Annotated in this window: 17 protein-coding genes; 8 read left to right on the forward strand and 9 right to left on the reverse strand. The window is 61.3% G+C overall.

What is annotated here, in order from left to right; genetic code table 11:
- Positions 1 to 77 precede the first annotated feature (77 nt).
- The 6 genes from ACSQ26_RS27545 to ACSQ26_RS27570 all read left to right on the forward strand — a co-directional run bounded on the left by ACSQ26_RS27545 (position 78) and on the right by ACSQ26_RS27570 (position 6,366).
- Positions 78 to 1,217, forward strand: a complete 1,140-nt coding sequence (locus tag ACSQ26_RS27545; RefSeq protein WP_436014630.1) for a mandelate racemase/muconate lactonizing enzyme family protein — start codon at positions 78 to 80, stop codon at positions 1,215 to 1,217.
- Between the two features lie 54 nt (positions 1,218 to 1,271).
- On the forward strand, positions 1,272 to 2,531 hold the full coding sequence (locus ACSQ26_RS27550) for an ABC transporter substrate-binding protein (RefSeq protein ID WP_436014632.1): 1,260 nt from the start codon (positions 1,272 to 1,274) through the stop codon (positions 2,529 to 2,531).
- A 69-nt stretch (positions 2,532 to 2,600) separates the two neighbouring features.
- Positions 2,601 to 3,467 (forward strand): carbohydrate ABC transporter permease, encoded by an 867-nt coding sequence (locus ACSQ26_RS27555; RefSeq protein WP_436014634.1) that lies wholly within the window; start codon positions 2,601 to 2,603, stop codon positions 3,465 to 3,467.
- 7 nt (positions 3,468 to 3,474) lie between these two features.
- Positions 3,475 to 4,308, forward strand: coding sequence for a carbohydrate ABC transporter permease (locus ACSQ26_RS27560; protein ID WP_436014636.1), 834 nt, complete (start codon positions 3,475 to 3,477; stop codon positions 4,306 to 4,308).
- An 11-nt stretch (positions 4,309 to 4,319) separates the two neighbouring features.
- Positions 4,320 to 5,375, forward strand: a complete 1,056-nt coding sequence (locus tag ACSQ26_RS27565; protein WP_436014638.1) for an ABC transporter ATP-binding protein — start codon at positions 4,320 to 4,322, stop codon at positions 5,373 to 5,375.
- A gap of 10 nt (positions 5,376 to 5,385) precedes the next feature.
- Complete coding sequence (locus ACSQ26_RS27570; RefSeq protein ID WP_436014640.1) at positions 5,386 to 6,366, forward strand: aldo/keto reductase; 981 nt, start codon at positions 5,386 to 5,388, stop codon at positions 6,364 to 6,366.
- On the opposite strand, the gene ACSQ26_RS27575 is transcribed toward ACSQ26_RS27570, so the two are convergent.
- The 9 genes from ACSQ26_RS27575 to ACSQ26_RS27615 form a co-directional block, all read right to left on the reverse strand.
- Entirely contained in the window at positions 6,363 to 7,466 is a 1,104-nt protein-coding gene (locus tag ACSQ26_RS27575; RefSeq protein ID WP_436014642.1) for a M24 family metallopeptidase, read from the reverse strand. The two genes, ACSQ26_RS27570 and ACSQ26_RS27575, sit on opposite strands and share 4 nt — an antisense overlap.
- Positions 7,467 to 7,659: 193 nt before the next feature.
- Positions 7,660 to 9,324, reverse strand: a complete 1,665-nt coding sequence (locus ACSQ26_RS27580; protein ID WP_436014644.1) for a hydantoinase B/oxoprolinase family protein — start codon at positions 9,322 to 9,324, stop codon at positions 7,660 to 7,662.
- Position 9,325: 1 nt separating this feature from the next.
- Positions 9,326 to 11,401, reverse strand: a complete 2,076-nt coding sequence (locus ACSQ26_RS27585) for a hydantoinase/oxoprolinase family protein (RefSeq protein WP_436014646.1) — start codon at positions 11,399 to 11,401, stop codon at positions 9,326 to 9,328.
- Between the two features lie 47 nt (positions 11,402 to 11,448).
- On the reverse strand, positions 11,449 to 12,258 hold the full coding sequence (locus ACSQ26_RS27590; RefSeq protein WP_436014648.1) for an ABC transporter ATP-binding protein: 810 nt from the start codon (positions 12,256 to 12,258) through the stop codon (positions 11,449 to 11,451).
- A complete protein-coding gene (locus ACSQ26_RS27595) occupies positions 12,255 to 13,145 on the reverse strand; it encodes an ABC transporter ATP-binding protein (protein ID WP_436014650.1) in 891 nt (296 codons plus the stop codon). Before ACSQ26_RS27595 ends, ACSQ26_RS27590 begins: the two co-directional genes overlap by 4 nt.
- Entirely contained in the window at positions 13,142 to 13,972 is an 831-nt protein-coding gene (locus ACSQ26_RS27600) for an ABC transporter permease (protein WP_436015498.1), read from the reverse strand. Before ACSQ26_RS27600 ends, ACSQ26_RS27595 begins: the two co-directional genes overlap by 4 nt.
- The gene (locus ACSQ26_RS27605; RefSeq protein ID WP_436014652.1) at positions 13,972 to 14,997 is read right to left on the reverse strand and encodes an ABC transporter permease; all 1,026 of its coding nucleotides are present in this window, start codon (positions 14,995 to 14,997) and stop codon (positions 13,972 to 13,974) included. Before ACSQ26_RS27605 ends, ACSQ26_RS27600 begins: the two co-directional genes overlap by 1 nt.
- 241 nt (positions 14,998 to 15,238) lie before the next feature.
- Positions 15,239 to 16,822 carry an ABC transporter substrate-binding protein gene (locus ACSQ26_RS27610; RefSeq protein ID WP_436014654.1) on the reverse strand — a complete coding sequence of 528 codons (1,584 nt, stop codon included), beginning with the start codon at positions 16,820 to 16,822 and terminating at the stop codon, positions 15,239 to 15,241.
- Positions 16,819 to 17,517, reverse strand: coding sequence for a helix-turn-helix domain-containing protein (locus ACSQ26_RS27615; protein ID WP_436014656.1), 699 nt, complete (start codon positions 17,515 to 17,517; stop codon positions 16,819 to 16,821). Before ACSQ26_RS27615 ends, ACSQ26_RS27610 begins: the two co-directional genes overlap by 4 nt.
- A 133-nt stretch (positions 17,518 to 17,650) precedes the next feature.
- On the opposite strand from ACSQ26_RS27615, the gene ACSQ26_RS27620 reads away from it, so the two are divergent.
- On the forward strand, positions 17,651 to 20,014 hold the full coding sequence (locus ACSQ26_RS27620; protein WP_436014658.1) for a helix-turn-helix transcriptional regulator: 2,364 nt from the start codon (positions 17,651 to 17,653) through the stop codon (positions 20,012 to 20,014).
- Between the two features lie 222 nt (positions 20,015 to 20,236).
- Complete coding sequence (locus tag ACSQ26_RS27625) at positions 20,237 to 21,802, forward strand: ABC transporter substrate-binding protein (RefSeq protein WP_436014660.1); 1,566 nt, start codon at positions 20,237 to 20,239, stop codon at positions 21,800 to 21,802.
- Positions 21,803 to 21,830: the final 28 nt, after the last annotated feature.

Raw genomic sequence — 21,830 nt, forward strand, 5'->3', positions numbered from 1 at the left:
CTGCTCTCGTTTCTGGAATATTAGATAGCGCATCTGATCGATCAGATCAACAAATTAATAGATCAAGTGCAGCTTAAATGACGATCAAATCCTTCCGGATCACCCGCTTCCAATTCGCCCGCGACCGCGTCATCGGCGACAGCCAGGTGCGTGCCGATGATGTGAACGTAGCAGCACTCGAACTGATCTCCGACAGCGGCCAATCGGGCCTCGGCTTTATCCAGACGCTTTTTACCAGCCTGCCTGATCAGGCCGAGATCGAGCGCGTCTTTGCCTCGGAAGTGTTTCCGGGTCTCGAGGGCCGCAAGGCGATCGGGCTGGTGCACAGGGTTGCGCGTCCGCGCGGCGGCAATATGCGGCCGTTTTCGCTGCCGTTTCATGAGGCGCTGCAGGTGGCGCTCTGGGATCTCGCGGCCAAGGAGGCTGGCCTGCCGCTCTATGAATTGCTCGGGGCCACGCGCAACAAGGTTCGTGCCTATGCCAGCGGGCTGGATTTTCATCTTAGCGACGACGACTTCCAGAAACTCTTCTCCCATGCCTCTGGCCTTGGCTACCGCGCCTTCAAGATCAAGGTCGGCCATGCCGATTTCGAGCGTGATCTCAATCGCCTCGCGCTGCTGCGACAGGTCGTGCCGGCGGATTCGAAGATCATGATCGATGCCAATGAGGCATGGTCTTCGAAGGAAGCGCTGGTCAAGATCGAGGCAATCCAGAAGGCGGGGTTCGAGCTGCTCTGGGTCGAGGACCCAATCCTGCGCAATGATTTCGCCGGCCTGAAGATGCTTCGCGAGGCGACAAGCCACACCCAGATCAATTCCGGCGAATATCTCGATCTCTCGGGCAAGCGTCTGCTGCTCGAGGCCGAGGGTGCCGACATTATCAATGTCCACGGCCAGGTTTCGGACGTCATGCGGATCGGCTGGCTGGCGGCGGAGAAGGCTATACCCGTCTGCCTCGGCAACACGTTCCTTGAGATTGGCGTTCACGCGGCCTGCGCGCTGCCCGAGGTCGAATGGCTCGAATATTCGTTCCAGAACTTCGACCATCTCGTGGAACAGCCGGTCGAAATCCGCGACGGCTGGGCCTATGCTCCGGATCGGCCCGGCCATGGCTTAGTATTGAGCGAGGCGGCGCGCGAAGAATGGTCGCGACCCTCTATTCTTGCCCGCGACGCGCTTGGCGCGGCGCCACATAATCCAAGACTGCCCCTATTCTGAAAGCTGATATTCCGGCGGTTCGCCGCCGGCACATTTCCATGGGAGGAAACCGATATGCGCATGACACTGAAAGCCGCCCTGATGCTTGGCACATTGCTCTCCGGCACCTCGGCCTGGGCACAGGAAATTACCGTCTGGGATTGGAAATCGAGCGATCCGCTCAGCGTTCCCTATTACCAGAAGGCGAAGGAAGTGTTCGAGGCCGCCCATCCGGGCGCCACGGTCAACTATGTCATGCAGCCGCATGACCAGTATTACACGCTGCTCGGCACCGCGTTGTCGTCCAATGCCGGTCCCGACATGTTCCTGATGAATGGCGGTGCGCAGGCCAAGGCCCGCTTCGGCGCGCTTCTGAAGCTCGATGACAAAGTCGCTGATATCAAGGACGATCTGGTCGGCTGGGAAGAGTTCGCCGATGCCAATGGCGTCTATGCCATCCCGCTCTCGATCCAGGGTTTTGTAATCTATTACAACAAGAAGCTCTACACCGATGCCGGGCTCGATCCCGCCAACCCGCCGAAGACCTGGGCCGAACTCACCAAGGTCTGCGATGCGATCAAGGCCAAGGGTGCGGTGCCTTGCTTTGCCATGGGCAACAAGGAAGGTTTTGGGATCGAGTTCTGGTTCTCGGCCATCGCGGCAACGTCGTGGACCGTCGAGCAGCATGCGGAATTTGCTTCTGGCAAGTTGAAATGGTCGAGCGAACCGGTCAAGGCGATCCTGCAGAGCTGGGTCGACGCCAACAAGAATGGCTGGTTCCCACAGGGTGCGAATTCCACCGCCAAGTTCATGGATGAGTACGAAGGCTTCATGCGCGGTGAAGCGGCAAATACCATTGGCCTGATCTCTGATGTTGCGCACTGGAAGCAGTTCGATGAATTCCTGGGTGCGGAAAACGATGGCGTCTTTGTCATGCCCGCGCCGATCGTCGCTGCCGACAATAAGGAAGGCGAACCGAAGTTCCCGCTGTCCGGCGGTATCGGCTACGGCATCAACAAAGCTTCAGCCAATGCCGATCTTGCCGTCGAATTCGCCAAGGTTCTCGCTTCACCTGAACTCGAGCAGATCTTCTTCAACGATGCCGGCGCCGTGGCGGCCAATTCCAAGGTCGATACAGCAGGCGTGAAGAGCCCCGCCGCGATCGAGATCCTCAAGCTGATGGCAACCTCGGGCGCGCCGACAGCGCATACCAATGCCACGGCTAAGGAACTCGAGGAGATCCATCGCCTGAGCCAGCTTCTGCTCAACGGCGAAACCACGGTCGACGAAGCCGTCAAGCGCATGGACGAGGTTCAGGCCGAGGCACGCAAGTAACCGCATTCACAATCGATTTGGCCGGGGCAAATCCAACCGCCCCGGCCGCTTTTTTCAAAGGACATTTTCGTGGGTAGCCCGGCGGAAAGACGGATCGCACTTTTGTTCATCGCACCTGCTTTGATGCTGGTGGCGATGTTCCGTATTTTCCCGCTCTTCTGGGGCTTCGTGCTGTCGTTCTTCGATTCCGACGGCATGACGAAGCTCGAATTCGTCGGCTTCGGCAACTACGTGGCGCTCGCCAGCGACAATGCCTTCCGCGATTCCGTCGAGAATACGCTGATCCTGATCGCCACGCTGCCGATCTGGGTGGCGCTGCCTATGCTGCTCGCGATCCTGATACACCAGGGCGTGCCCGGCGGCGGCTTTTTCCGCGCGGTCTATTTCTTCCCGGCCGTGCTTTCCTCCGTCATCATCGGCTCGATCTTCAACATGGTGCTGCGTTTCGATGGCAGCCTGAATGCCATGCTGAAGGCTGTCGGGCTGGTGCCGGTCGACTGGCTGGGGTCCGGATCGACAGCACTCTTCGTGCTATTTTCGGTGCAGCTCTGGTCGACGTTCGGCATGAGCCTGCTGATCTTCCTCGCGGGCCTGTCGACCGTGCCGACGGAACTGGTCGAGGCGGCGCGGCTCGATGGCGCCAGGCCGATGCAGATCTGGTGGCATGTGATCATTCCGGTGCTCAGGCCGATCATCGAATTCGTCGGTGTGGTGACCACGATCGGTGCGCTGACCTCGATGTTCGGCCTGATCTATGTGTTGACCGCCGGCGGGCCGGGCACTTCGACGACGCTGCCGGAATTCCTGATCTGGCTCGAACAGGGCAAGATGAACCGGCCGGGCTATGCTGCGGCGATCTCCATGCTGCTGTTCTCGCTGATGGCCGGGCTGGCCTATGTCCAGATCCGCATCATGTCCAAGAACGCGAACCTCTGAGGGCGTCATGGCGATATCTGGCACACGCGAAAAATGGCTGATGCGGGGACTGTCGGTCCCGATGATGCTGCTGGCGCTGACCTGCCTCTACCCGGTCTATTTCGCCATCAACAACGCGCTGAAGACCGACAAGGGCTATATCCTCAACCGCTTCAACATTGTCACCGACCCGACCTTCCAGAATTTCGTCAATGCCTGGACGCGGTCCCGGCTGAGCGAATATTTCCTCAATTCCGTGGTGGTGACGGTTGGTGCCGTAGCGCTGCTTTTGATCATTTCTTCGCTCGCGGGCTTTGCCTTCGCGATGCTGAGATTCCCTTATCGCAAGCTGCTGTTCATCGTCATCCTGGCGTCGTTGATGATCCCGGTGCAGGTTGTGCTGGTGCCGTTTTATCGCACCATCGTGACGCTCGGCCTCGTCAATACGCGCATCGGGCTGATCATTTCCTATACGGCGTTCTTCCTGCCGTTCTGCGTCTACCTGATGACTGCGTTCTATTCCGGCCTGCCGCGGGAACTGGTCGAGGCTGCGCGCATGGACGGTGCCAAGCTCATCCAGATCTGGTGGCATGTGATGCTGCCGCTCGGCAAGCCGGCGCTGATCACGCTCGGCATTCTCAACACGCTCTATTGCTGGAACGACGTGCTGATCTCGCTGCTCGTGCTGCAGAAGGAGCGGACGCTGATGGTCGGCATCGCGGCGCTGAAGGGTGAATACACGACCAATATTCCACTGCTGATGGCGGGCATCGTCATCGCCGCAGCGCCCATCGTCATCATCTACATCATTTTCCAGCGGCGGATCGTCAACGGTATCGCCACCGGCGCCGTCAAAGGCTGAGGACTGTTCACATGCCACAGATCGAAATGCGCAACGTTTCCAAGACCTATGGCGCCGTCAAGGTGATCCATGGCGTCTCGATGGCGATCGAGAAAGGCGAGTTCACGGTGTTCGTCGGCCCGTCCGGTTGCGGAAAATCGACGCTTCTCAGGATGATCGCGGGGCTCGAGGAAATCACCGGCGGCGACCTGCTGATTGGTGACGCGAGAATGAACGACCGCGAACCATCGGAACGCGGCGTGGCGATGGTGTTCCAGTCCTACGCGCTCTATCCGCACATGACGGTTGCCGAGAACATGAGCTTCAGCCTGCGGATGGCCAAGGCGCCGAAGGCCGAGATCGCGGAGAAGATCAATCGCGCCGCCGGCATTCTTCAACTCACGACGCTGCTCGACCGCAAGCCGGCGGCACTCTCCGGCGGCCAGCGCCAGCGCGTCGCCATCGGCCGGGCGATCGTGCGCAATCCGGATGTCTTCCTGTTCGACGAACCGCTCTCCAATCTCGATGCCGAGCTTCGCGTGCAGACCCGGGTCGAGATCGCCAAGCTGCACCAGACGCTGGGCAATACGATCGTCTACGTCACGCATGACCAGACGGAAGCGATGACGCTTGCCGACCGGATTGTCGTGCTGCGCGCCGGGTTGGTCGAGCAGATCGGTACGCCGGTCGATCTCTACGAGGATCCGGACAACGAGTTCGTCGCGGGCTTCATCGGCTCGCCGCGGATGAATTTCTTCGAGGGCAAGGTGGGAGCGAGTGCGATTTCATTCGGCGGTATCGAGCTTCCGCTGCCTGACCTCAGGGGCCTGCCGGCGGCCGGTTCGCATATCCGCATCGGCATAAGGCCGGAGCATCTCGACGAAGGGCAAGGCATCGAACTGCCGGCGACGGCGGATGTGATCGAGCAGCTTGGATCGACGGCCTATGTGCATGCCCGGCTCGCGACCGAGGAGACGGTGGTGGCGGAAAAACGACGCACGCAGATGAAGCCCGGCGAGACATTGCGCTTGACTTTCGATCCCGCCAATGCCCGGTATTTTTCCGCTGACGGGCAACGCATTCGATAGGGAAACAAGCATGAAGACGAGGGAAATTGGCAAGACCGGTGTTCACGTCACCGAGATCGGCTTCGGCACGGCGCCGGTCGCAGGCCTCTACCGCGCCGTCGATGAGGAAAGCGCGCAGGCCGTGTTGCAGGCGGCATGGGATTCCGGTGTCCGATACTTCGACACCGCGCCGCATTATGGCGCGGGTTTGGCGGAAGAACGAGTAGGGCGGTTCCTGAAGGACAAATCCGGCTACGTGATTTCCACCAAGGTGGGCCGGCTTCATATCGGTGTGCCCGAGGGCAAGGGTGGCGATTATGGCTTCGTCGGAGCGTATCCCGTCATCCAGCATTGCGACTATTCGGGCGCAGGTATTGAGAAAAGCCTGGAGGTGAGCTCGAAGCGGCTCGGCATGGACCGGTTCGACATTGTCTTCGTGCATGACATCGGGCCTTATACCCATGCGCCCGGCGACAACGAGCGTCATCTCAGGGCCTTCCGCGAATCCGGTATCCGCAAGCTCAACGACCTGAAATCGAATGGCGTCATCAAGGGCTGGGGCCTCGGCGTCAATGAAGTGCCGGTGATCATGGATATCATGTCCGACACCCATCTCGATGTGATCCTGATGGCCGGACGCTATACGCTGCTCGACCGTAGCGCCGAGGCGGAACTGCTTCCGCTCTGCCGCAAGCGTGGCACGTCCTTCGTCATCGGCGGGGTGTTCAACTCAGGCATTCTCGCCACCGGACCTGTCGAGGGGGCCACCTTCGACTATATGGAGGCCAAGCCCGATGTGCGGGCGAAGGTCGCTGCGATGGAGAAAATCGCCAAGGACGCCGGCACGGATTTGGCATCGGCCGCGCTGCATTTTCCGTTCCAGGAGCCGGTCGTGGCGTCGGTGCTGCTCGGCACCGCCAAGGCTTCAAGCCTCCAGCGCAACCTCGTCGCGCTGGAGAAGCCGTTCGATGCGAGCATATATCCCCGCTTCGAACCGCATGTGATCCGTTAGAGCCTCACGACATGGACGTCGCGGGGCAGGGATGACAGGATTTCCGGGCCGTCCTCGCGCAGGATGACGATGTCCTCCAGCCGGATGCCGAACCGGCCGGGAAGGTAGATGCCGGGCTCGATCGAGAAGACCATGCCTTCTTCCAGAACCGTGTCCGACGTCGCGGTGATGTAGGGCGGCTCGTGGCCGTCGATGCCCATGCCGTGGCCGGTGCGGTGGACGAAATATTCGCCGTAGCCGGCATCGGTGATGACACCACGCGCGGCCGCATCGACCTCCTTTGCCGGCACGCCGGGCTTGGCGGCTTTCAATGCCGCCTGCACGGCCTTTTCGACGATCGAATGGATCTGGCCATAGCCTTCGGGCGGCTGGCCGATCACGGCCATGCGGGTGATGTCCGATGGGAAGCCCTGCTTGCGGCCACCGATATCGATGACGATGGCGTCACCTTCCTGGATCACACGCTCGCTCGCGGAATGATGCGGGAATGCGCCATTGCCGCCGGCACCGACGATCCAGAACTGCGGCGAGGCGCCTTCGGACGAGAAGTGTGCCCGGATTTCGGCGGCAAGATCTGTCTCGGTCATGCCCGGCTTGACCTTGGAGAAGGCGGTCTGGATGGCGCGATCGGCGATGCCGGCGTTCATCTTGAGCTTCTTGTACTCGGCACTGTCCTTGCGCATGCGGAGCGCCCCAAGTGTCTCGGGCGTGAAGGTGCGTTCGGTGTCGGCCGGCAGGGCATCGATCAGCAGAAGCGCGAAATCAGCCCGCATCGTTTCATCGAGCGCCACCTTGCCAGGCGCGGTGGCACCGATGGCGGCGAGCGTCTGGTTCAGCGCCTCGATCGGACCATCGGCATCGGCCCAGTTGAAGAACTCGATATCGGTGAATTCGCGGCTGCCCTCGGCATTCAGCACCGGCATCAGAAAGGCTTCCTTCTCGGGCGCGATCAATAGCAGGCAGGGCCGTTCATCTGGATGCGGATGGAAGCCCAGCACCCAATCCATATGCGAGCCGGGGCCGATAGCGATCAGGCCGGTGTTGGTGGCCGCCATTTTCTCGCGCAGAGCGGCGAGGCGTTTGGTGGATTGTTCGGACATGGTTTCTCCCTTCAGTGTGTATTTGATTTTAAGGAAAGACCCCGCCCCAACCCCTCCCCACAAGGGGGAGGGGCTTAACGCTCGGCTCTCTCCCTGGCCCACGAATCGTTTCGGGATAGTTGGGCGAAAGCGGTGCGGCTGGGTTAGCCCCTCCCCCTTGTGGGGAGGGGTTGGGGCGGGGTCTTGTTTGTATTTATTCAGCCCGGTAGCCGTGAACTTCGGCAGCGCGCTCGGGTGTGATGAAGCCGTTCCTAATGTCGTCCGCCACCTTTGCCCGGTCGCGTGTCTTCGGATCGCCGATGCCGCCGCCGGCGCCGGTGATGATGCGGATGACGTCGTCGGTGTCGACGCGGATGCCGGAGCCGAAGGCGTAGCGCTCGCTTGTGCCGTCGGTGCGCATGACGAGAATATAGTTCGCCGAGCCTTCATTGCCGCCATCGAGCGACCAGGGCAGGATGCGCGAGCGGGTGTAGCCGAGCGTCAGGAACGAGTTGTCGCGGCGGATGCGATAGTCGAGTCTGATGCCGTGGCCGCCGGAGAATTCGCCTTCGCCGCCGGGTTCGGTGGAAAGCTCCATGCGATCGACGAACAGGCCGTTGCGTGCCTCGGAGATTTCGGCCGGGCAATTGTAGGTCTCACCGTGCACGGCCGAGAAGATTGCATTGTTGCCATCGCGACCGGCGGACGCGCCCCAGCCGCCGATCTGCGGCTCGATGATCGTGTATTGGCGGCCGGTATCGGGATGGATGCCGCCGATGAAGGTTCCGGCGATCGAGGAGAAATGCCCGGCCGGCAGCTTGTCCGGCATATGCGGCGCCAGGCAGCGCCAGACCAGATCGTAGCCCCGGATGCCGATCTCGTAATAGAAGCCGACAGCGGCGGGTTCGCTGGCATGGAAGGTGGTGCCTGGTGTCGTCAGCACCTTGAGCGGCCGGAATGAACCGGCATTGGCGGGCGAGGTCGAGTCCGTCAGCGCCTTGAAGATGACTTGCATGCTGACCAGCGTGTCGTCGTAGCCGGCATTGGAGGGGCCGGAATCCTGCACGGGATTGTCGCGCAGGTCGATGACGAACTCGGTATCCGAGATCGTCACCTTGACGTTGAAGAAGCGGCCGTCGTCCTGTTCTTCGGTCAGTTCGAACGTGCCGTGCGGCAGCTTGGCGAGTTCGGCCAGCGCGATCTTCTCGCCATGATCCATGAAATTCGCCATCGCGTGCTCGAAGGTCGAGATGCCATATTTGGTGGCGAGTTCGGTCAGGCGCCGGGCGCCAATGCGCACCGCCGCAATGGCAGCCCAGAGGTCGCCCTCGAGAAAATCCGGCATGCGCGAATTGACGGTGATGATGTCGAAAATGCCCGGGATGGGCTCGCCCTTGGAGATCATCTTGATCGCCGGCAGGCGCAGGCCTTCCTGGAAAATCTCTGTCGCATCGGCCGAGAGCGAGCCGGGCGACTTGCCGCCGACATCGGAATTGTGGGCGATATTGGCGGTCCAGGCGATGAGGCGACCTTCGGCGAAAACCGGCATGCAGACGACGAGGTCGTTGAGATGGGTGACGCCGCCGTAATATGGGTCGTTGGTGATGAAGACGTCGCCAGGCTCGATGTCCTCCGGCTTGAATTTCGACAGCAGGAAGGACACGGATTTGTCGAGCACGCCGATGAAGCCGGGAATGCCAGCGCCCGACGAGGCGAGGCGCCCGCCGGCATCGGTGATGCCGGTGCCCATGTCGAGCACTTCGTAGATGATCGAGCTCATCGCAGTCTTGCGCATCGCGGCGAACATTTCGTCGGCCGTGGCCTGAAGCGAATTCTGGATGATTTCCAGCGTGATAGGGTCGTGGGTCTCGGTCGTCATGTCACGCTCCCTGCAGGTTGATGTGGATATTGCCGAAGCCATCGACCTCGACGCGGTTGCCGGGATGGATGACCACTGTGGTGCCGGAATCCTCGATCACGGCGGGACCGGTCAGGCGCATGCCGGGCTGAAGCTTGTCGCCGTCATAGATAGTCGCCGTGTGGATGCCTTCGAGCGCGTAGTCCACCTTGCGTTCACCCTTGACGGCGGGCGAGGGGTCGGCGCTGCCGAGCGGCTTTTCCTTCATCGTCAGTTTGCCGACTTCTGCTGAGGCGACGAGATGAATGCCGACCAGTTCCACCGGCGCCTTGAGGCGATAGGTGTATTCGCGCTCATAGGTTTCGTGGAAATCGGCCTCGATCTGGTTCAGCCGTGCATCGCTGATCGTGCCCTCGACCAGAACCTCGGTCGTGTGCTCCTGGTTCTGGTAGCGGAACTTGCCGTAGCGCAGGAACTTGATCTTCGAGCGCTCGATGTCCTCCTCGCCGAACTGGCTGGCGGCCAGGGCTTCGACTTCGGCGAAGACACCTTCGATCACCGCGCCAGCGCCGGTCTTGAGATCGGCGAGCTTGGTAACGAAATAATCGCGGCGGAGGTCCGACATCATCATGCCCCAGGCCGAGAACACCGACGCGCCTGCGGGAATGACGACCTTCTTGACGCCGAGTTCGACGCCCAACGCCGCCGCATGCATGCCGCCGCCACCGCCGAATGCAACCAGCGTGAAGTCGCGCGGGTCGAAGCCGCGATTGAGCGACACCAGCTTCAGCGCATTGACCATGTTGTTGTTGGCGATGCGGATGATGCCGCGCGCGATATCGTCCGCATCGGTGCCGAGTTTCTCGGCGACCTCGGTGAGCGCAGCCTCGGCGGACACCATATCGGCGTCGATCGCGCCGCCGCAGAAATAATCGCGGTTGATGCGGCCGAGCCAGAGGTTGGCGTCGGTGGTGGTGGCCTTGGTGCCTCCACGGCCGTAGGCGGCCGGGCCGGGCACGGCACCGGCCGATTGCGGGCCGACATGCAGTTTGCCGAAATCATCGACCCAGGCGATCGAGCCGCCGCCATTGCCGATCTCGACCAGGTCGACGACCGGCACCATGATCGGATAGCCGGCCGAATTGCGGTCACGCTCGATCCAGTAGTCGGTCATGATCTTGACCGCGCCATTCTCGATCAGCGAGCATTTCGCCGTCGTGCCGCCGATGTCGAGCGCCAGCACATTGGGCTCGCCGATCAGCTTGCCGAGTTCGGCGGCACCCCAGAAGCCGGAGGCGGGGCCAGATTCGACCATGGTGATCGGGATGCGCGACACCGAACCGAGCGAATCGACGCCGCAGTTCGATTGCATGATGAAGAGATTGCCGTCGAAGCCCTTGGCCGTCAGGCCGTCGTTGAGGCGCGTGAGATAGCGCTGCGCAGCCGGCTGCACATAGGCCGACATGACGGCGGTGTTGGTGCGCTCATATTCGCGCCATTCGCGGGTGATCTGGTGGGAGGAGACCACCGCGACCTCGGGCCATAGCCGCTGGACATCCGCGAGCGTTGCCTGTTCGTGCGAGGGATTGGCATAGGAATGCAGGAATGAAATGGCGACGGCCTTTACGCCATCGGCGCGGAAAATGTCGAGAATGGCAGGCAGGCCGGAGAGATCGAGCGGCCGCATTTCCTGACCGTGATAGTTCATCCGGCCGGGCAGTTCGTGGCGCAGGTAGCGCGGCACGAAGGGGGCGGGCTTTTCGTAGTGCAGGTTGAAGAAATCCGGGCGGTTGCCACGGGCGATTTCCAGCGTGTCGCGAAAGCCCTCGGTGGTGATCAGGCCTACCTTGACGCCCTTGCGTTCGGTCAGTGCGTTGATAACGACCGTTGTGCCATGGGCGAGGAAATCGATCGTGGTGGGATCGACGCCGCCCTTCTCCAGCACGTTGAGTACGCCTTCTTCGAAGTTCGGCGGCGTCGTATCGGATTTCGCGGTGGTGATGCGCTGTTTGCCGGTCGCGTGGTCGGTTTCGAAGCAGACCAGATCGGTGAATGTGCCGCCGACATCGGTGGCGACGCGGATGGTTTTGCCGCTCATGTCACGCATGCTCCTTCATTTTTTCATGCAGCATCATGTGCTGGTAATCAGGCATTTCCATTCTCCATGATGATGCTGTCGCGCAACGCCGCTTCTTCGCGGCTGACGACAGGGACTGCGCCGATCAGCCGGCGCGTATAGGCGTGTTGGGGGTTGGCGAAGATCGCCTCGGTTCCACCGAGTTCGACGAGCTTGCCGCGCTCGAAGACGGCGACGCGGTTGGCGATATTGCGCACGACCGACAGGTCATGCGTGATGAAGATATAGGTCAGGCCGCGCCGGTCCTTGAGATCATTGAGCAGTTTGAGCACCCGGGCCTGGACCAGCACATCGAGCGCCGAGGTCGGCTCGTCGAGCACCACAAGCTCGGATTGGCATGCCAGCGCGCGGGCAATCGCCACGCGCTGGCGCTGTCCGCCGGAAAGGGAAGATGGCGAACGGGTGCGGAATTCTGGCGGCAGGCCGACCTCGGCCAGCAGTTCTCCGGTGCGTTCGGCGCGCGTGGCTTTGTCGCCGATATCGTGGACATCGAGCGCGAGACGCAGCGAGGCGCCGATCGAACGGCGGGGATTGAGCGACGAGAGCGGGTTCTGCTGCACGAGCTGAATCGCGCGGCGGTGCTCCCTGGCGCGGGTCGCGGGGAGTTCGCTGCCCTTGAAGATCAGGCTGCCCGATGTCGCGGGATAGATTCCGAGGACGATGTTGGCGATGGTGGATTTGCCGGAACCGGATTCGCCGACGATCGCCAGGCATTCGCCTTCCTCGACATCGAACGAGACATTGTCGAGCGCCTGCACCTTGCTGCCGTTGACGGAGAATTCCTTGGAGATGTTTGAGACGGAGAGAAGCTTGCTCATGCCAGCAGCTCCTTTTCGCTGAAGCCAGGATGCGCGACCAGCGGCTCGGTGAACCGTTCGGAATCGTCGTCGATATCGGGGATGCCTCCGCCGGTGATGCGCGGTACGGCCGCGAGCAGTGCGCGAGTATAGGGATGCCGGGGATCGGAGAACAGGGCCTCGGTCGATCCCTGTTCGACGATATTGCCCTTGTAGATGACATAGACGCGGTCGGCGAATTCGCGCACGACGCCGAGATTGTGCGAGATGAACAGGACCGACGTGTGGTGTTTTTCGACAAGCGCCGACATCAGCTTCAGTGTCTGGGCCTGCACGGTTACATCAAGGGCTGTACCGGGTTCATCGGCGAGCAGCAGTGCCGGATTGTTGACCAGTGCCATGGCGATCATGACGCGCTGGTTCATGCCGCCGGAGAGCTGGAAGGCGTAGGAATCGAGCACCCGTTCCGGCTCGGTGATCGAGACGTCGCGGAGTGCGGCAACCGCAATGGAGCGGGCGTCGACATTGATGATGCCGGGCTTGGCGCGGGTCAATACCTCCTTGAATTGGGTGAAGATCGGATAGACGGGATTGAGCGAGGAGGTCGGGTCCTGGAAGATCATCGACATCCGCGTGCCGCGCAGCGCGTGCCGGGCCTTGGGGTCCATGCGTTCGAGGTCGCTGCCTTCGAATTCGACTGTACCCGATATCCGCGTGGTCTTCAGTGCCTGCAGCATGCCGAGCACGATGCGGGCGGTGACCGATTTACCGGAACCGGATTCGCCGACCAGCGCCACGCGCTCGCCCTTGCGGACGTGGAGCGAGATGCCATGCAGCACTTCGGACACGCCGTCAAAGGTCTTGAAGCCGAGTTTGAGGTTGTCGATCTTGAGCGTGGGTGCGGTCATTGGTCGACCCCCAGGATTTCCCGCAATGCATCGCCGATCAGGTTGAAGCCGAAAACGGCAACGAGGATGGCTACGCCGGGGAAGACTGTCAGCCACCAGCTGTCGGGGAGATATTTGGCGCCTTCCGCGACCATGGAGCCGAGATCGGGCGTCGGCGGTTGCACGCCGAGGCCGAGGAAGGAGAGGGAGGATGCGATCAGGATGACGAAGCCGAAATCCAGCGTCATCTTGGTGACGATGGAGGGAATGCAGTTCGGCAGGATTTCGCGGAACATGATGTGGGTTTTCGACGCGCCGATCACCTCGGCGGCCAGCACATAGCCCTCTTCCTTCTCGGAGCGGGCGATGTTGTAGACCAGCCGCGTGTACCAGGGCCACCACATGACGGTGACGGCGATCATGCCATTGGTCAGCGTCGGGGCGAGCAGGCCCATCATCGACATGGCGAGCACCAGCGGCGGGATCGACAGGAAGACGTCGGTCAGCCGCATCAGCAGATATTCGGTCCAGCCGCCGAGATAGCCGGCCAGCAGGCCGATTGCGACGCCGACCGGAACCGCGAGCGCGAGCACCACCACGCCCAGTATCAGCGAGATGCGGTAGGCGTAGATCACCCTGGTGAAGAGGTCGCGGCCAACGAGATCGGTGCCGAAGATGTTCGGCCATTGCGGCGGCTTGTTGAAATTGGTGAAGTCGACCACCGAGCCGACATGCGCCGGGAAGGGCGTGATGAAATCCGCCAGCAGCGCGGAGAGCACCACGGCTGCCACAAGGATAAGACCGATCAGCGACAGTGGGTTGCGGGTGAGGATGGCGAGGGTCTTCATCACGAGGCCCTCTGCGACAGGCGGATGCGGGGATTGATGATCGAGACCATGAGATCGACGATGATGTTGACGATCAGGAACATCGCCGAGATGATCAGCACCGTGCCGACAATGGCGTTGAGATCCTTGCGCAGTATGACGGCGACGCCGTAGCGCGAGAGGCCGGGCCAAGCATAGACCGCCTCGACCAGGAAGGCATTGCCGAGCATGGCGGCGAAATCGAGCCCGATGATGGTGAGCGACGGGATCAGCGACGGCCGGAAGGCATAGCGGTTGGCGATGCGTTTTGCCGGGAAGCCATAGGCTTCGGCCATCTCGATATACGGCTTGTCGTAGGTCTCGACCATGTTGGAGCGCACCAGTCGCGCGGCCTGGCCGATGCCGGATAGCGCCAGCGCGAAGGCCGGCAGCACGATATGCCAGGCGGCATTGCCGAAGGCCTTGATATTGCCCGCGATCAGCGTGTCGATCATCAGGAAGCCGGTGACGGTCTGGATCGTGTAGCTATCCGAGATGCGGCCGGCGATGGGGAAGATGCGGATGAAATAGGCGAAGACCAGCATCAGGATGACGGCCCAGACGAAGCCCGGGGCGGAGACACCGAGCAGGGTGACGAGCCGGATGATGTGATCGATCCAGGTGCCGCGATAGCGCGCGGAGAGCACGCCGAGCGGCAGGCCAAGCGCCACCATCATGATGCCCGAGACAATCACCAGTTCCATCGTCGCCGGCAGGAACTGGACGATATCTGTCGTCACGGGTCGGTTGGTATAGAGCGAGATGCCGAGATCGCCGCGGAACAGATCACCGAGGAAATAGGCATACTGGGTGAAGAAATTGTCGTTGAGATGCAGCCGGTCGCGGAGCGCCGCCACCGCGTCGGCCGTGGCGTTCGGCCCAAGCGCGATGCGCGCCGGATCGCCGGGAATGACCCGGGCGATGGCGAAGATCAGCAGGGATACGCCGATCAGCACGATCAGCGAAGTTCCGAGCCGCTTCGCGAGAAGGCGGACAAGAGGCGGCATTTGTGGGTCTTTCGTTACGTGTTTGGTGTTTGGGGATGAGGTTCAAGGCCCCGCCCCGAAACCCCTCCCCACAAGGGGGAGGGGCCAATTCGTTGCTTCCGTCCTAACCACGCTGCCGCTCACATATGTTGCGACAAAGGCATTGCCTATTGTTCGGCGTTGGGCAGGGCGAGTCGGTGCCGAGGGCTAAGCCCCTCCCCTTGTGGGGAGGGGTTGGGGCGGGGACTTTCTTGACCTCAGACTACTCGTTCATCTCCATCAGCCGGAAATTGAAGCCGAAGGCACCCAATGCAAACGCCTTCGTCGGATCGGTCAGCGCTGGCGCCGACACTCGCTTGCTGGCGGCGTAGACGGCGGTCTGGTCCTGCGCGAAGATCGATGGCGCGAGGTCCTTGAGGCGCTGGTTGACCTCCTCGTAAATCTTGGCGCGTTCGGCCTCCGGAGCGGTACGGCCCTTGTCGAGCAGTGCATCCACCTCAGCGTCCTTCAGGTATTCCGGCGACATCCATGTACCGGCCGACTTCGAGTGATACATGCCGTAAAGCAGCGTATCGGGATCGCCTGTCACGGTGTTGACGAACACCTGGCTGATGTTCGGCGTGTTTTCAGGCTTGGTGACCTGTTCGGTGAACAGTGCCCATGGCACCTTGCGGACCTCGGATTTGATGCCGATTTCGGAGAAGTTGGCCTGCATCAGCAGCGCGAAACGCTCTTCGAGCGGCACTTCGCCGATCCAGGAAATCTCGATGTTCAGGTCCTCGGCCTTGTATTTGCACTTGGCGAGATGTTCCTTGGCCTTGTCGAGATCGCGCATAAAGGCCTGGTCGGCAGGCAACGAACCGAGAAGGCCGACCGGCAGGGCGCCCGTCGCGGGGCTGCCTTGGGAGACCGTGTCGGAAACTGCCACCATCTGGATGCCGGCATTGTAGTCGAAGGCGTAGGAGATCGCCTGGCGGCATTCGATATCATCGAAGGGGGGCTTCGCCGTATTGATCTTGATGTAGAATTCCGCGACACCCTTTTCGGTGAACAGTTGCGCGCCGTCGGCAGCGAGCGATTTCAGCACTTCCGGCGGCATCCATTGCGAGGAGATGTCGTGCTCGCCCTGGGCGATCAGGGTTCGGACGGTGGCGGCTTCGAGGCCGTAGCGGAATCGAACCGTATCGGGCGCCTTGGCGTTGATCGGCACGAAATAGGCCGCGTTCTTGGCCATCACGGTCTCTTCCTGCGGATTGTGCGAGACGACCTTGTAGGCGCCGGTGCCCGCGCCATGGGTGGAGAGATAGGCCTGGCCCCAGTCCTTCATCTCGCCATCGCCGGCAGCGAGATTTTCCATCACCAGCTTCTTGTCGATGATCGGCAGGCGGGTCAGCGCCGAAACGAAGGGCGAATAGGGATCCTTGAGGGTGAATTTCACGGTCGTGGCATCAACGGCCTCGGCCTTCTCCACATTGGTGAAGAGGTACGACATGCCCTGGCCCAGCGCCTTCATGCGATCGAGCGAAAAGACGACGTCGTCGGCCGTCATCGGATTGCTGCTCTGGAATTTCACGTCGGGCTTGAGCTTGAACGTATAGGTCTTGCCCTCGGCGACCCAGCTTTCAGCCAGATGCGGGTCGTAGCCCGGCTGGCCCTGCTTGGGGATGACGAGCGCGTCATAGACGTTGAACATCAGGATCGAGTCGGCATTGTCGGAGGCCTTGGCCGGATCGAGTTCGCCGACGGCGACTTCGTCGAGGCGGAGCACGGTCTCCGCCGCGGCATAACTGTGGATGGAGGCGGCCGTGAGCAGGGCCGCTGCGAGCATTCTTATGCTGGTCCTCATTTTGACTTCCCCTTGCTTATTTTGAGTTCTTTTGGCGCCGAGCGCCGGTTGACCGCCCTGGTGACGACCAGGCTGGTATTGGGATCGCCCGACGGTTCGCCGTCGCCGAAAACATCCATCGTGCAGGTATGGAGCACGGTGGTCGGGCTGGCCGTGTGGTTCCACGTCACATGCGTGCGGGTGGACGGGAAATGCGCGGTGTCGCCGGTCTCGAGGATCATCGTCTCGCCGTCGAGTTCAAGGGTCAGCTCTCCTTCGACGATGAAGAATATCTCCTCGCCTTCATGCGACATCGGCTCGCTGCGGAAGCCCGGCGGCTCGTGCATCAGCGTGCTTCTCAGCACGTTGCCCGGAAAGGAGGCCGAGAGACGTTCGTAGGTCACGACGTTTCCCGATGTCCCGCCGAGGCCATAGACCTGGCGGTGCTGGTGGCGCGTCACAGGCGTTTCAGATTTGGGTTGCTTGAAAAAGGAGCCGATATCGGTCTTCAATACGCGGCAGACTGAAATGAGCGAGACGAGCGAGGGCACGGTGATGCCGCGTTCGATCTGGGAGATGAAACCGACGGAGAAGCCCGCCCGGTCGGCGACATCCTGAAGCGTCAGCTTCAGTTCCTTGCGCCGCTTGCGCAAGTGCGCTCCCAGTTCGATGGCCGGCGCATCGGCGCGAGGCTCACTCAGCTCTTCGGCATTCAAGTTGCGTCCCTCGATTTTTTAGTATTACTTCAAAGAAAGACGCAGTTTGCCGCTTTGTCAAACAGAATTTTAGTATGGCTAAAATTTTGGCAGAGTGGCGCTGGAACGACCACGCCGAGGAGCCGCCCGTATCGTGACGCAAGCGACCTGGTTTTTTCGCGAGAGATTGATCGCGCGCATCCTGGCGCGGCCGGAGCCGCTGGTCATGCTCGAGGCACCGGCCGGCATGGGCAAGTCCGTGCTCCTGCGACAGATCGCGGAGGCCACGGGGAGCGTCGTACACATCTCGCATTCGCCGCCCACGCTCGGCGAGGGCATCGCGCTCTGGGATATCCCACCCTACGGCAATCCGGCGCCGTTGCCGGAAAGTCTGTTCTCCGGTGAAGGGCGTATCGTTGTCGCAAAACGTCCCGGCGTCGACCTTGCCGGCATGACCCGCGCTTTCGCCTATGGCTTCGGTGCGCGGATCGAGGCCCAGGAATTGCTGCTGGACGAGGACGAAGCCACCGCTGCCTTCGGAGCGGTCGGCGCACCCGAGATCCTCAACCGTTCCGGCGGGTGGCCGCTCGCTGCATTCAATTCCGGGCGCATTACCGATATGGCGGAGTTCATCGAGCACGAGTTGCTCGATCACGTCTCGCCAGAGGAACTTGTCGACCTCCGTCACCTGATGGCAGGCGGCAAGGTGCCGGCCCGGCAGGAAAGCCTCCTCCTGCCGTTCGCTCTGCCGGATGCGGGCCAGCGGCTCGAACTGAATGTCCGGACATGGGCGGCGGATCTCGAACAGGCGATCCACACCTCGATCGGCAAGCGTATCACCACGCCCGCTGGCGCCAAGGCGATCGCGGAAGCCTATGCCGCGCATGGGCGGGTGGTCGATGCGATCACGACCTTCCAGGATGCCGGGTTCATGGACAATGCCTACCAGCAGTTCAACAGGGCGGGCGGTCTGTTCTTCATCTATTACCACGGCCCGGCGGCGTTCGACCGGGTGCTCGCCGGTTTCCCTTCGAGCTACGCGCATCAAAGCGAGCTGTTGGTTCTGTCGCTCGCGCTGCAGTCGTGCAAGCGAGGCGATATTTCCAGGGCACGACGGCTTTTGATCGATCGCTTCGGCGATCTCGCCGACGATCTCGATGCCGTTTTCGGCCCTCGTTCGGTCTTTTCCAGGGAGTTCCGCGAATTCCGTTTCCTCATGCTGATTTACGAGGACTATCGCTTCACCGAGGAGACCCTTACGAGCCTTTTCAGCCTCGCCGCCGAGTTCCCCTCCGATGCGCATCTGTTTCGCGGCAGCTTGTACAATTCCGTGCTGGAATTCTACATCAGGCAGCGCAGGTTCGCGGAGGCGGAGGAGGCCGCGCAGCGGGCGATGAATCACTACGAGGCCGCAAAAGCGCCGATGCTCTGCTTTTACATCAGCCTGCACCAGGCGATGATCGGGCTGATCAAGGGCGACACGCTGGCCGCCAGAAAACATGCGGGCCGGGCGGCGAAATATCTCGACGAGGTGCCGTTCGAGACGCCGAACGATGTGCGGCTGCAGATGCTGCTCGAAGCCTGCATCGAATATGAAGGCGGCAGGGCCGAACCCTTGGCGCGCTTTCTCAACACCGAGATCGACGATTTCTCGCATGGCGAAATCTGGCCGAGCCTGATGGAGTTCACCCTGCTCTATGGCAGCCAGGCCATGGCGACACATTTTTCGCTGCTGGCGGCACGCGGCTTTTTGGACCGCTGGCGCGTCTACCAGACTTCCAATCGCCAGTTCCAGACCATGGTCAGCATAAGGGAGGCGGTGATCCTGCAGAACGCCAACCGCTGGACGGAGGCCGCGACGCGCTTGAAGGATATGGCCCTGCCGATCGATCGCGCGTCGATCCTCGCCGATCCCGCGCGGCTCGAGCATTTGTCCGACCGTGACGATATTGGCCTGTCGCTGGTCTGGCTGCGCCAGATCCTGCATGAGCAGCCCGACCTGCCTAGCCTGGAACCGATGCTGACGCATGCGCTTGCCAATCTCAACATCACCGACCGGCAACGCATGGGCGTCGGCATCTGGCTGGCCTATGTCCACAAGCGCAACCAGGACCTGACCCGCGCGCGGGCACTGCTGCTCAGGATATTCGAGGATGCGGCGCGGCTTGGATCGATCGCACCACTCGCCGAGGAGAAGGTCTTTCTCGCCGAACTGATGGACAACAAGCGGATCAGCGAATTCCTGTCCGCCTCCTCGTCGGCCCGGCAGGTGATTCGCAAGCTCAGGGACAGTGGCCATCTCGGCACCGCATCGGGCATCCGCAGCGAGCTGTCGCGGCGCGAGAACAAGATCCTGGTGATGATCTCCGAGGGCGCGGCGAACAAATCGATCGCAGGCATGCTGGGGGTCAGCGAGGCGACGGTGAAATTCCATCTCGGAAATGTCTATCGCAAGCTCGGCTGCCGCTCGCGGCAGGAGGCGATCAGCACCGCACGTGCGGCGGGAATTGTCGGCTGATGCCGTCAAAGCTAGCTTAGTCAAGCTCGACCTATCCGGCGAAAATCACAAAACCTAGACCATTTAGACAAAAACCTAGACTTTCATCGCGTTGTCACATGCCAAAACGCTGTGCATTCTTATTGGCACTTGGAGAGGCAACGCCGCCATCCAGGCAATCCACAATGACGGCCCTGCCAAAAGGGACGCACCGGGAACTCGTTTTTTCAACTGGGAGACAGCATGAGCAAGCTCAGGATTTTCGCATCCACCGCGGTCGCGGCTCTTATCGCCGGCAGTGCCGGCCTTACCTCGGCCCGGGCCGAAACGGTCGTGACGATGAACACCGTGCAGATTTTCGGCACGATCGATCCGGCCAAGATTTCCGACTATACCGACTACATGGCCGCCGTGAACCTCTATGACGGCCTGATCAGCGTCGATTCCAAGGGCAGCTTGATACCCGAACTGGCCGAGAGCTGGACGGTATCGGCCGATGCCAGGGAAGTGACCTTCAAGCTCCGCGCCGACGCGAAGTTCTCCGACGGCACGCCGGTAACGTCGGCCGATGTCGTCTATTCCGTCGATCGCCTGCTGAAGATCAATCAGGGACCGGCGACACTGTTCCTCGATATCCTCAAGCCGGGTTCGGTGACGGCGGTCGACGACAAGACGGTCAAGTTCACGCTCTCCAAGACCTTCTCGCCGTTCCTGACCGCGGTTCCGGCAATCTTCATCGTCAATTCCAAGGTCGCCAAGGCCAATGAAGGCACGGATGACGGGCAGACTTATTTCGCGACCAATGTCGCCGGTGCCGGCGCTTATACGCTCAAGGAATGGGATCGCGGCGCCAAGATGACTGTTGTCCGCGATAAGGACTACTACAAGGGTTTCGGCAAAGGCCCGATCGACGAAGTGCGATGGATCATCACCAACGACGAGGCGACGGTGCGATCACTCGCAGCCTCCGGTGAATTGAGCATGACCAGCCAGTATCAGTCGCCCGAGACCTACAAGGCATTGGAAGCGATGGGCCGTTTTAACGTCGTGACCGAACCGACAACGACAGCCTTTTATCTCAAGCTCAATTCGAAGATCGCGCCGACCGACGACGTGCATATCCGCCGCGCCATCGCACTCGCCACGGACTACAAGACCATCAAGGAAGTCATTTTCCCCGGTGGCGACATGAACGGGCCGTTGCCGTCGGGTTTTGCCGAATTCTACGATTCGAGCCTGACAGCGCCTGTCTACGACCTTGAAGCGGCAAAGGCCGAAGTCGCGAAATCCAAATATGCCGGCCAGCCGATCGATATCACACTCGGCTATGTCGCGGGCACCAAGTTCGAGGAAGAGATAAGCCTGCTGATGCAGGCCAATCTTGAGCAGATCGGCTTCAAGGTCACCCAGCAGGCTGATCCCTGGAATCGGGTCACCGAGATATCGGGCAAGGTCGAGACGACGCCTGCCGTCAACCAGATCTTCTTCGGCCCGACCTATCCGTCGCCGGATTCGATGTTCTACAGCCAGTACCATTCGAAATCGGCCGGTACATGGATGTCGATGGAGTGGGTCAATGATCCCGCCATCGACAAGCTGGTCGATGATGCGCGCGCCACCGGCGATGTCGCCAAGCAGGCGGAATACTACAAGGAGCTTCAGAAGAAGCTCGTCGAGATGCAATCCGACGTCTTCCTGCTGACCCAGAACGTGCAGCATGCGATGGACAAATGCCTGACCGGCTTCAAGGCCGTGCCGATGCAGTCCTTCGACTATGACTTCACCCGCTACAGCTGGACCTGCGAATAGGGGTTTCCCCGGCCCAGCCCCAATTCCC

It is taken from the genome of Rhizobium sp. LjRoot254 (genome assembly GCF_964254105.1).
Taxonomy (GTDB): domain Bacteria; phylum Pseudomonadota; class Alphaproteobacteria; order Rhizobiales; family Rhizobiaceae; genus Rhizobium_E.

What these genes read in the sequence shown, in the direction of transcription:
- ACSQ26_RS27600 (WP_436015498.1), bottom strand. Translation starts at nt 13,972, where the DNA reads ATGAAGACCCTCGCCATCCTCACCCGCAACCCACTGTCGCTGATCGGT.
- ACSQ26_RS27550 (WP_436014632.1), top strand. Translation starts at nt 1,272, where the DNA reads ATGCGCATGACACTGAAAGCCGCCCTGATGCTTGGCACATTGCTCTCC.
- ACSQ26_RS27545 (WP_436014630.1), top strand. Translation starts at nt 78, where the DNA reads ATGACGATCAAATCCTTCCGGATCACCCGCTTCCAATTCGCCCGCGAC.
- ACSQ26_RS27565 (WP_436014638.1), top strand. Translation starts at nt 4,320, where the DNA reads ATGCCACAGATCGAAATGCGCAACGTTTCCAAGACCTATGGCGCCGTC.
- ACSQ26_RS27580 (WP_436014644.1), bottom strand. Translation starts at nt 9,324, where the DNA reads ATGACGACCGAGACCCACGACCCTATCACGCTGGAAATCATCCAGAAT.
- ACSQ26_RS27575 (WP_436014642.1), bottom strand. Translation starts at nt 7,466, where the DNA reads ATGTCCGAACAATCCACCAAACGCCTCGCCGCTCTGCGCGAGAAAATG.
- ACSQ26_RS27585 (WP_436014646.1), bottom strand. Translation starts at nt 11,401, where the DNA reads ATGAGCGGCAAAACCATCCGCGTCGCCACCGATGTCGGCGGCACATTC.
- ACSQ26_RS27590 (WP_436014648.1), bottom strand. Translation starts at nt 12,258, where the DNA reads ATGAGCAAGCTTCTCTCCGTCTCAAACATCTCCAAGGAATTCTCCGTC.
- ACSQ26_RS27560 (WP_436014636.1), top strand. Translation starts at nt 3,475, where the DNA reads ATGGCGATATCTGGCACACGCGAAAAATGGCTGATGCGGGGACTGTCG.
- ACSQ26_RS27610 (WP_436014654.1), bottom strand. Translation starts at nt 16,822, where the DNA reads ATGAGGACCAGCATAAGAATGCTCGCAGCGGCCCTGCTCACGGCCGCC.
- ACSQ26_RS27595 (WP_436014650.1), bottom strand. Translation starts at nt 13,145, where the DNA reads ATGACCGCACCCACGCTCAAGATCGACAACCTCAAACTCGGCTTCAAG.
- ACSQ26_RS27570 (WP_436014640.1), top strand. Translation starts at nt 5,386, where the DNA reads ATGAAGACGAGGGAAATTGGCAAGACCGGTGTTCACGTCACCGAGATC.
- ACSQ26_RS27625 (WP_436014660.1), top strand. Translation starts at nt 20,237, where the DNA reads ATGAGCAAGCTCAGGATTTTCGCATCCACCGCGGTCGCGGCTCTTATC.
- ACSQ26_RS27605 (WP_436014652.1), bottom strand. Translation starts at nt 14,997, where the DNA reads ATGCCGCCTCTTGTCCGCCTTCTCGCGAAGCGGCTCGGAACTTCGCTG.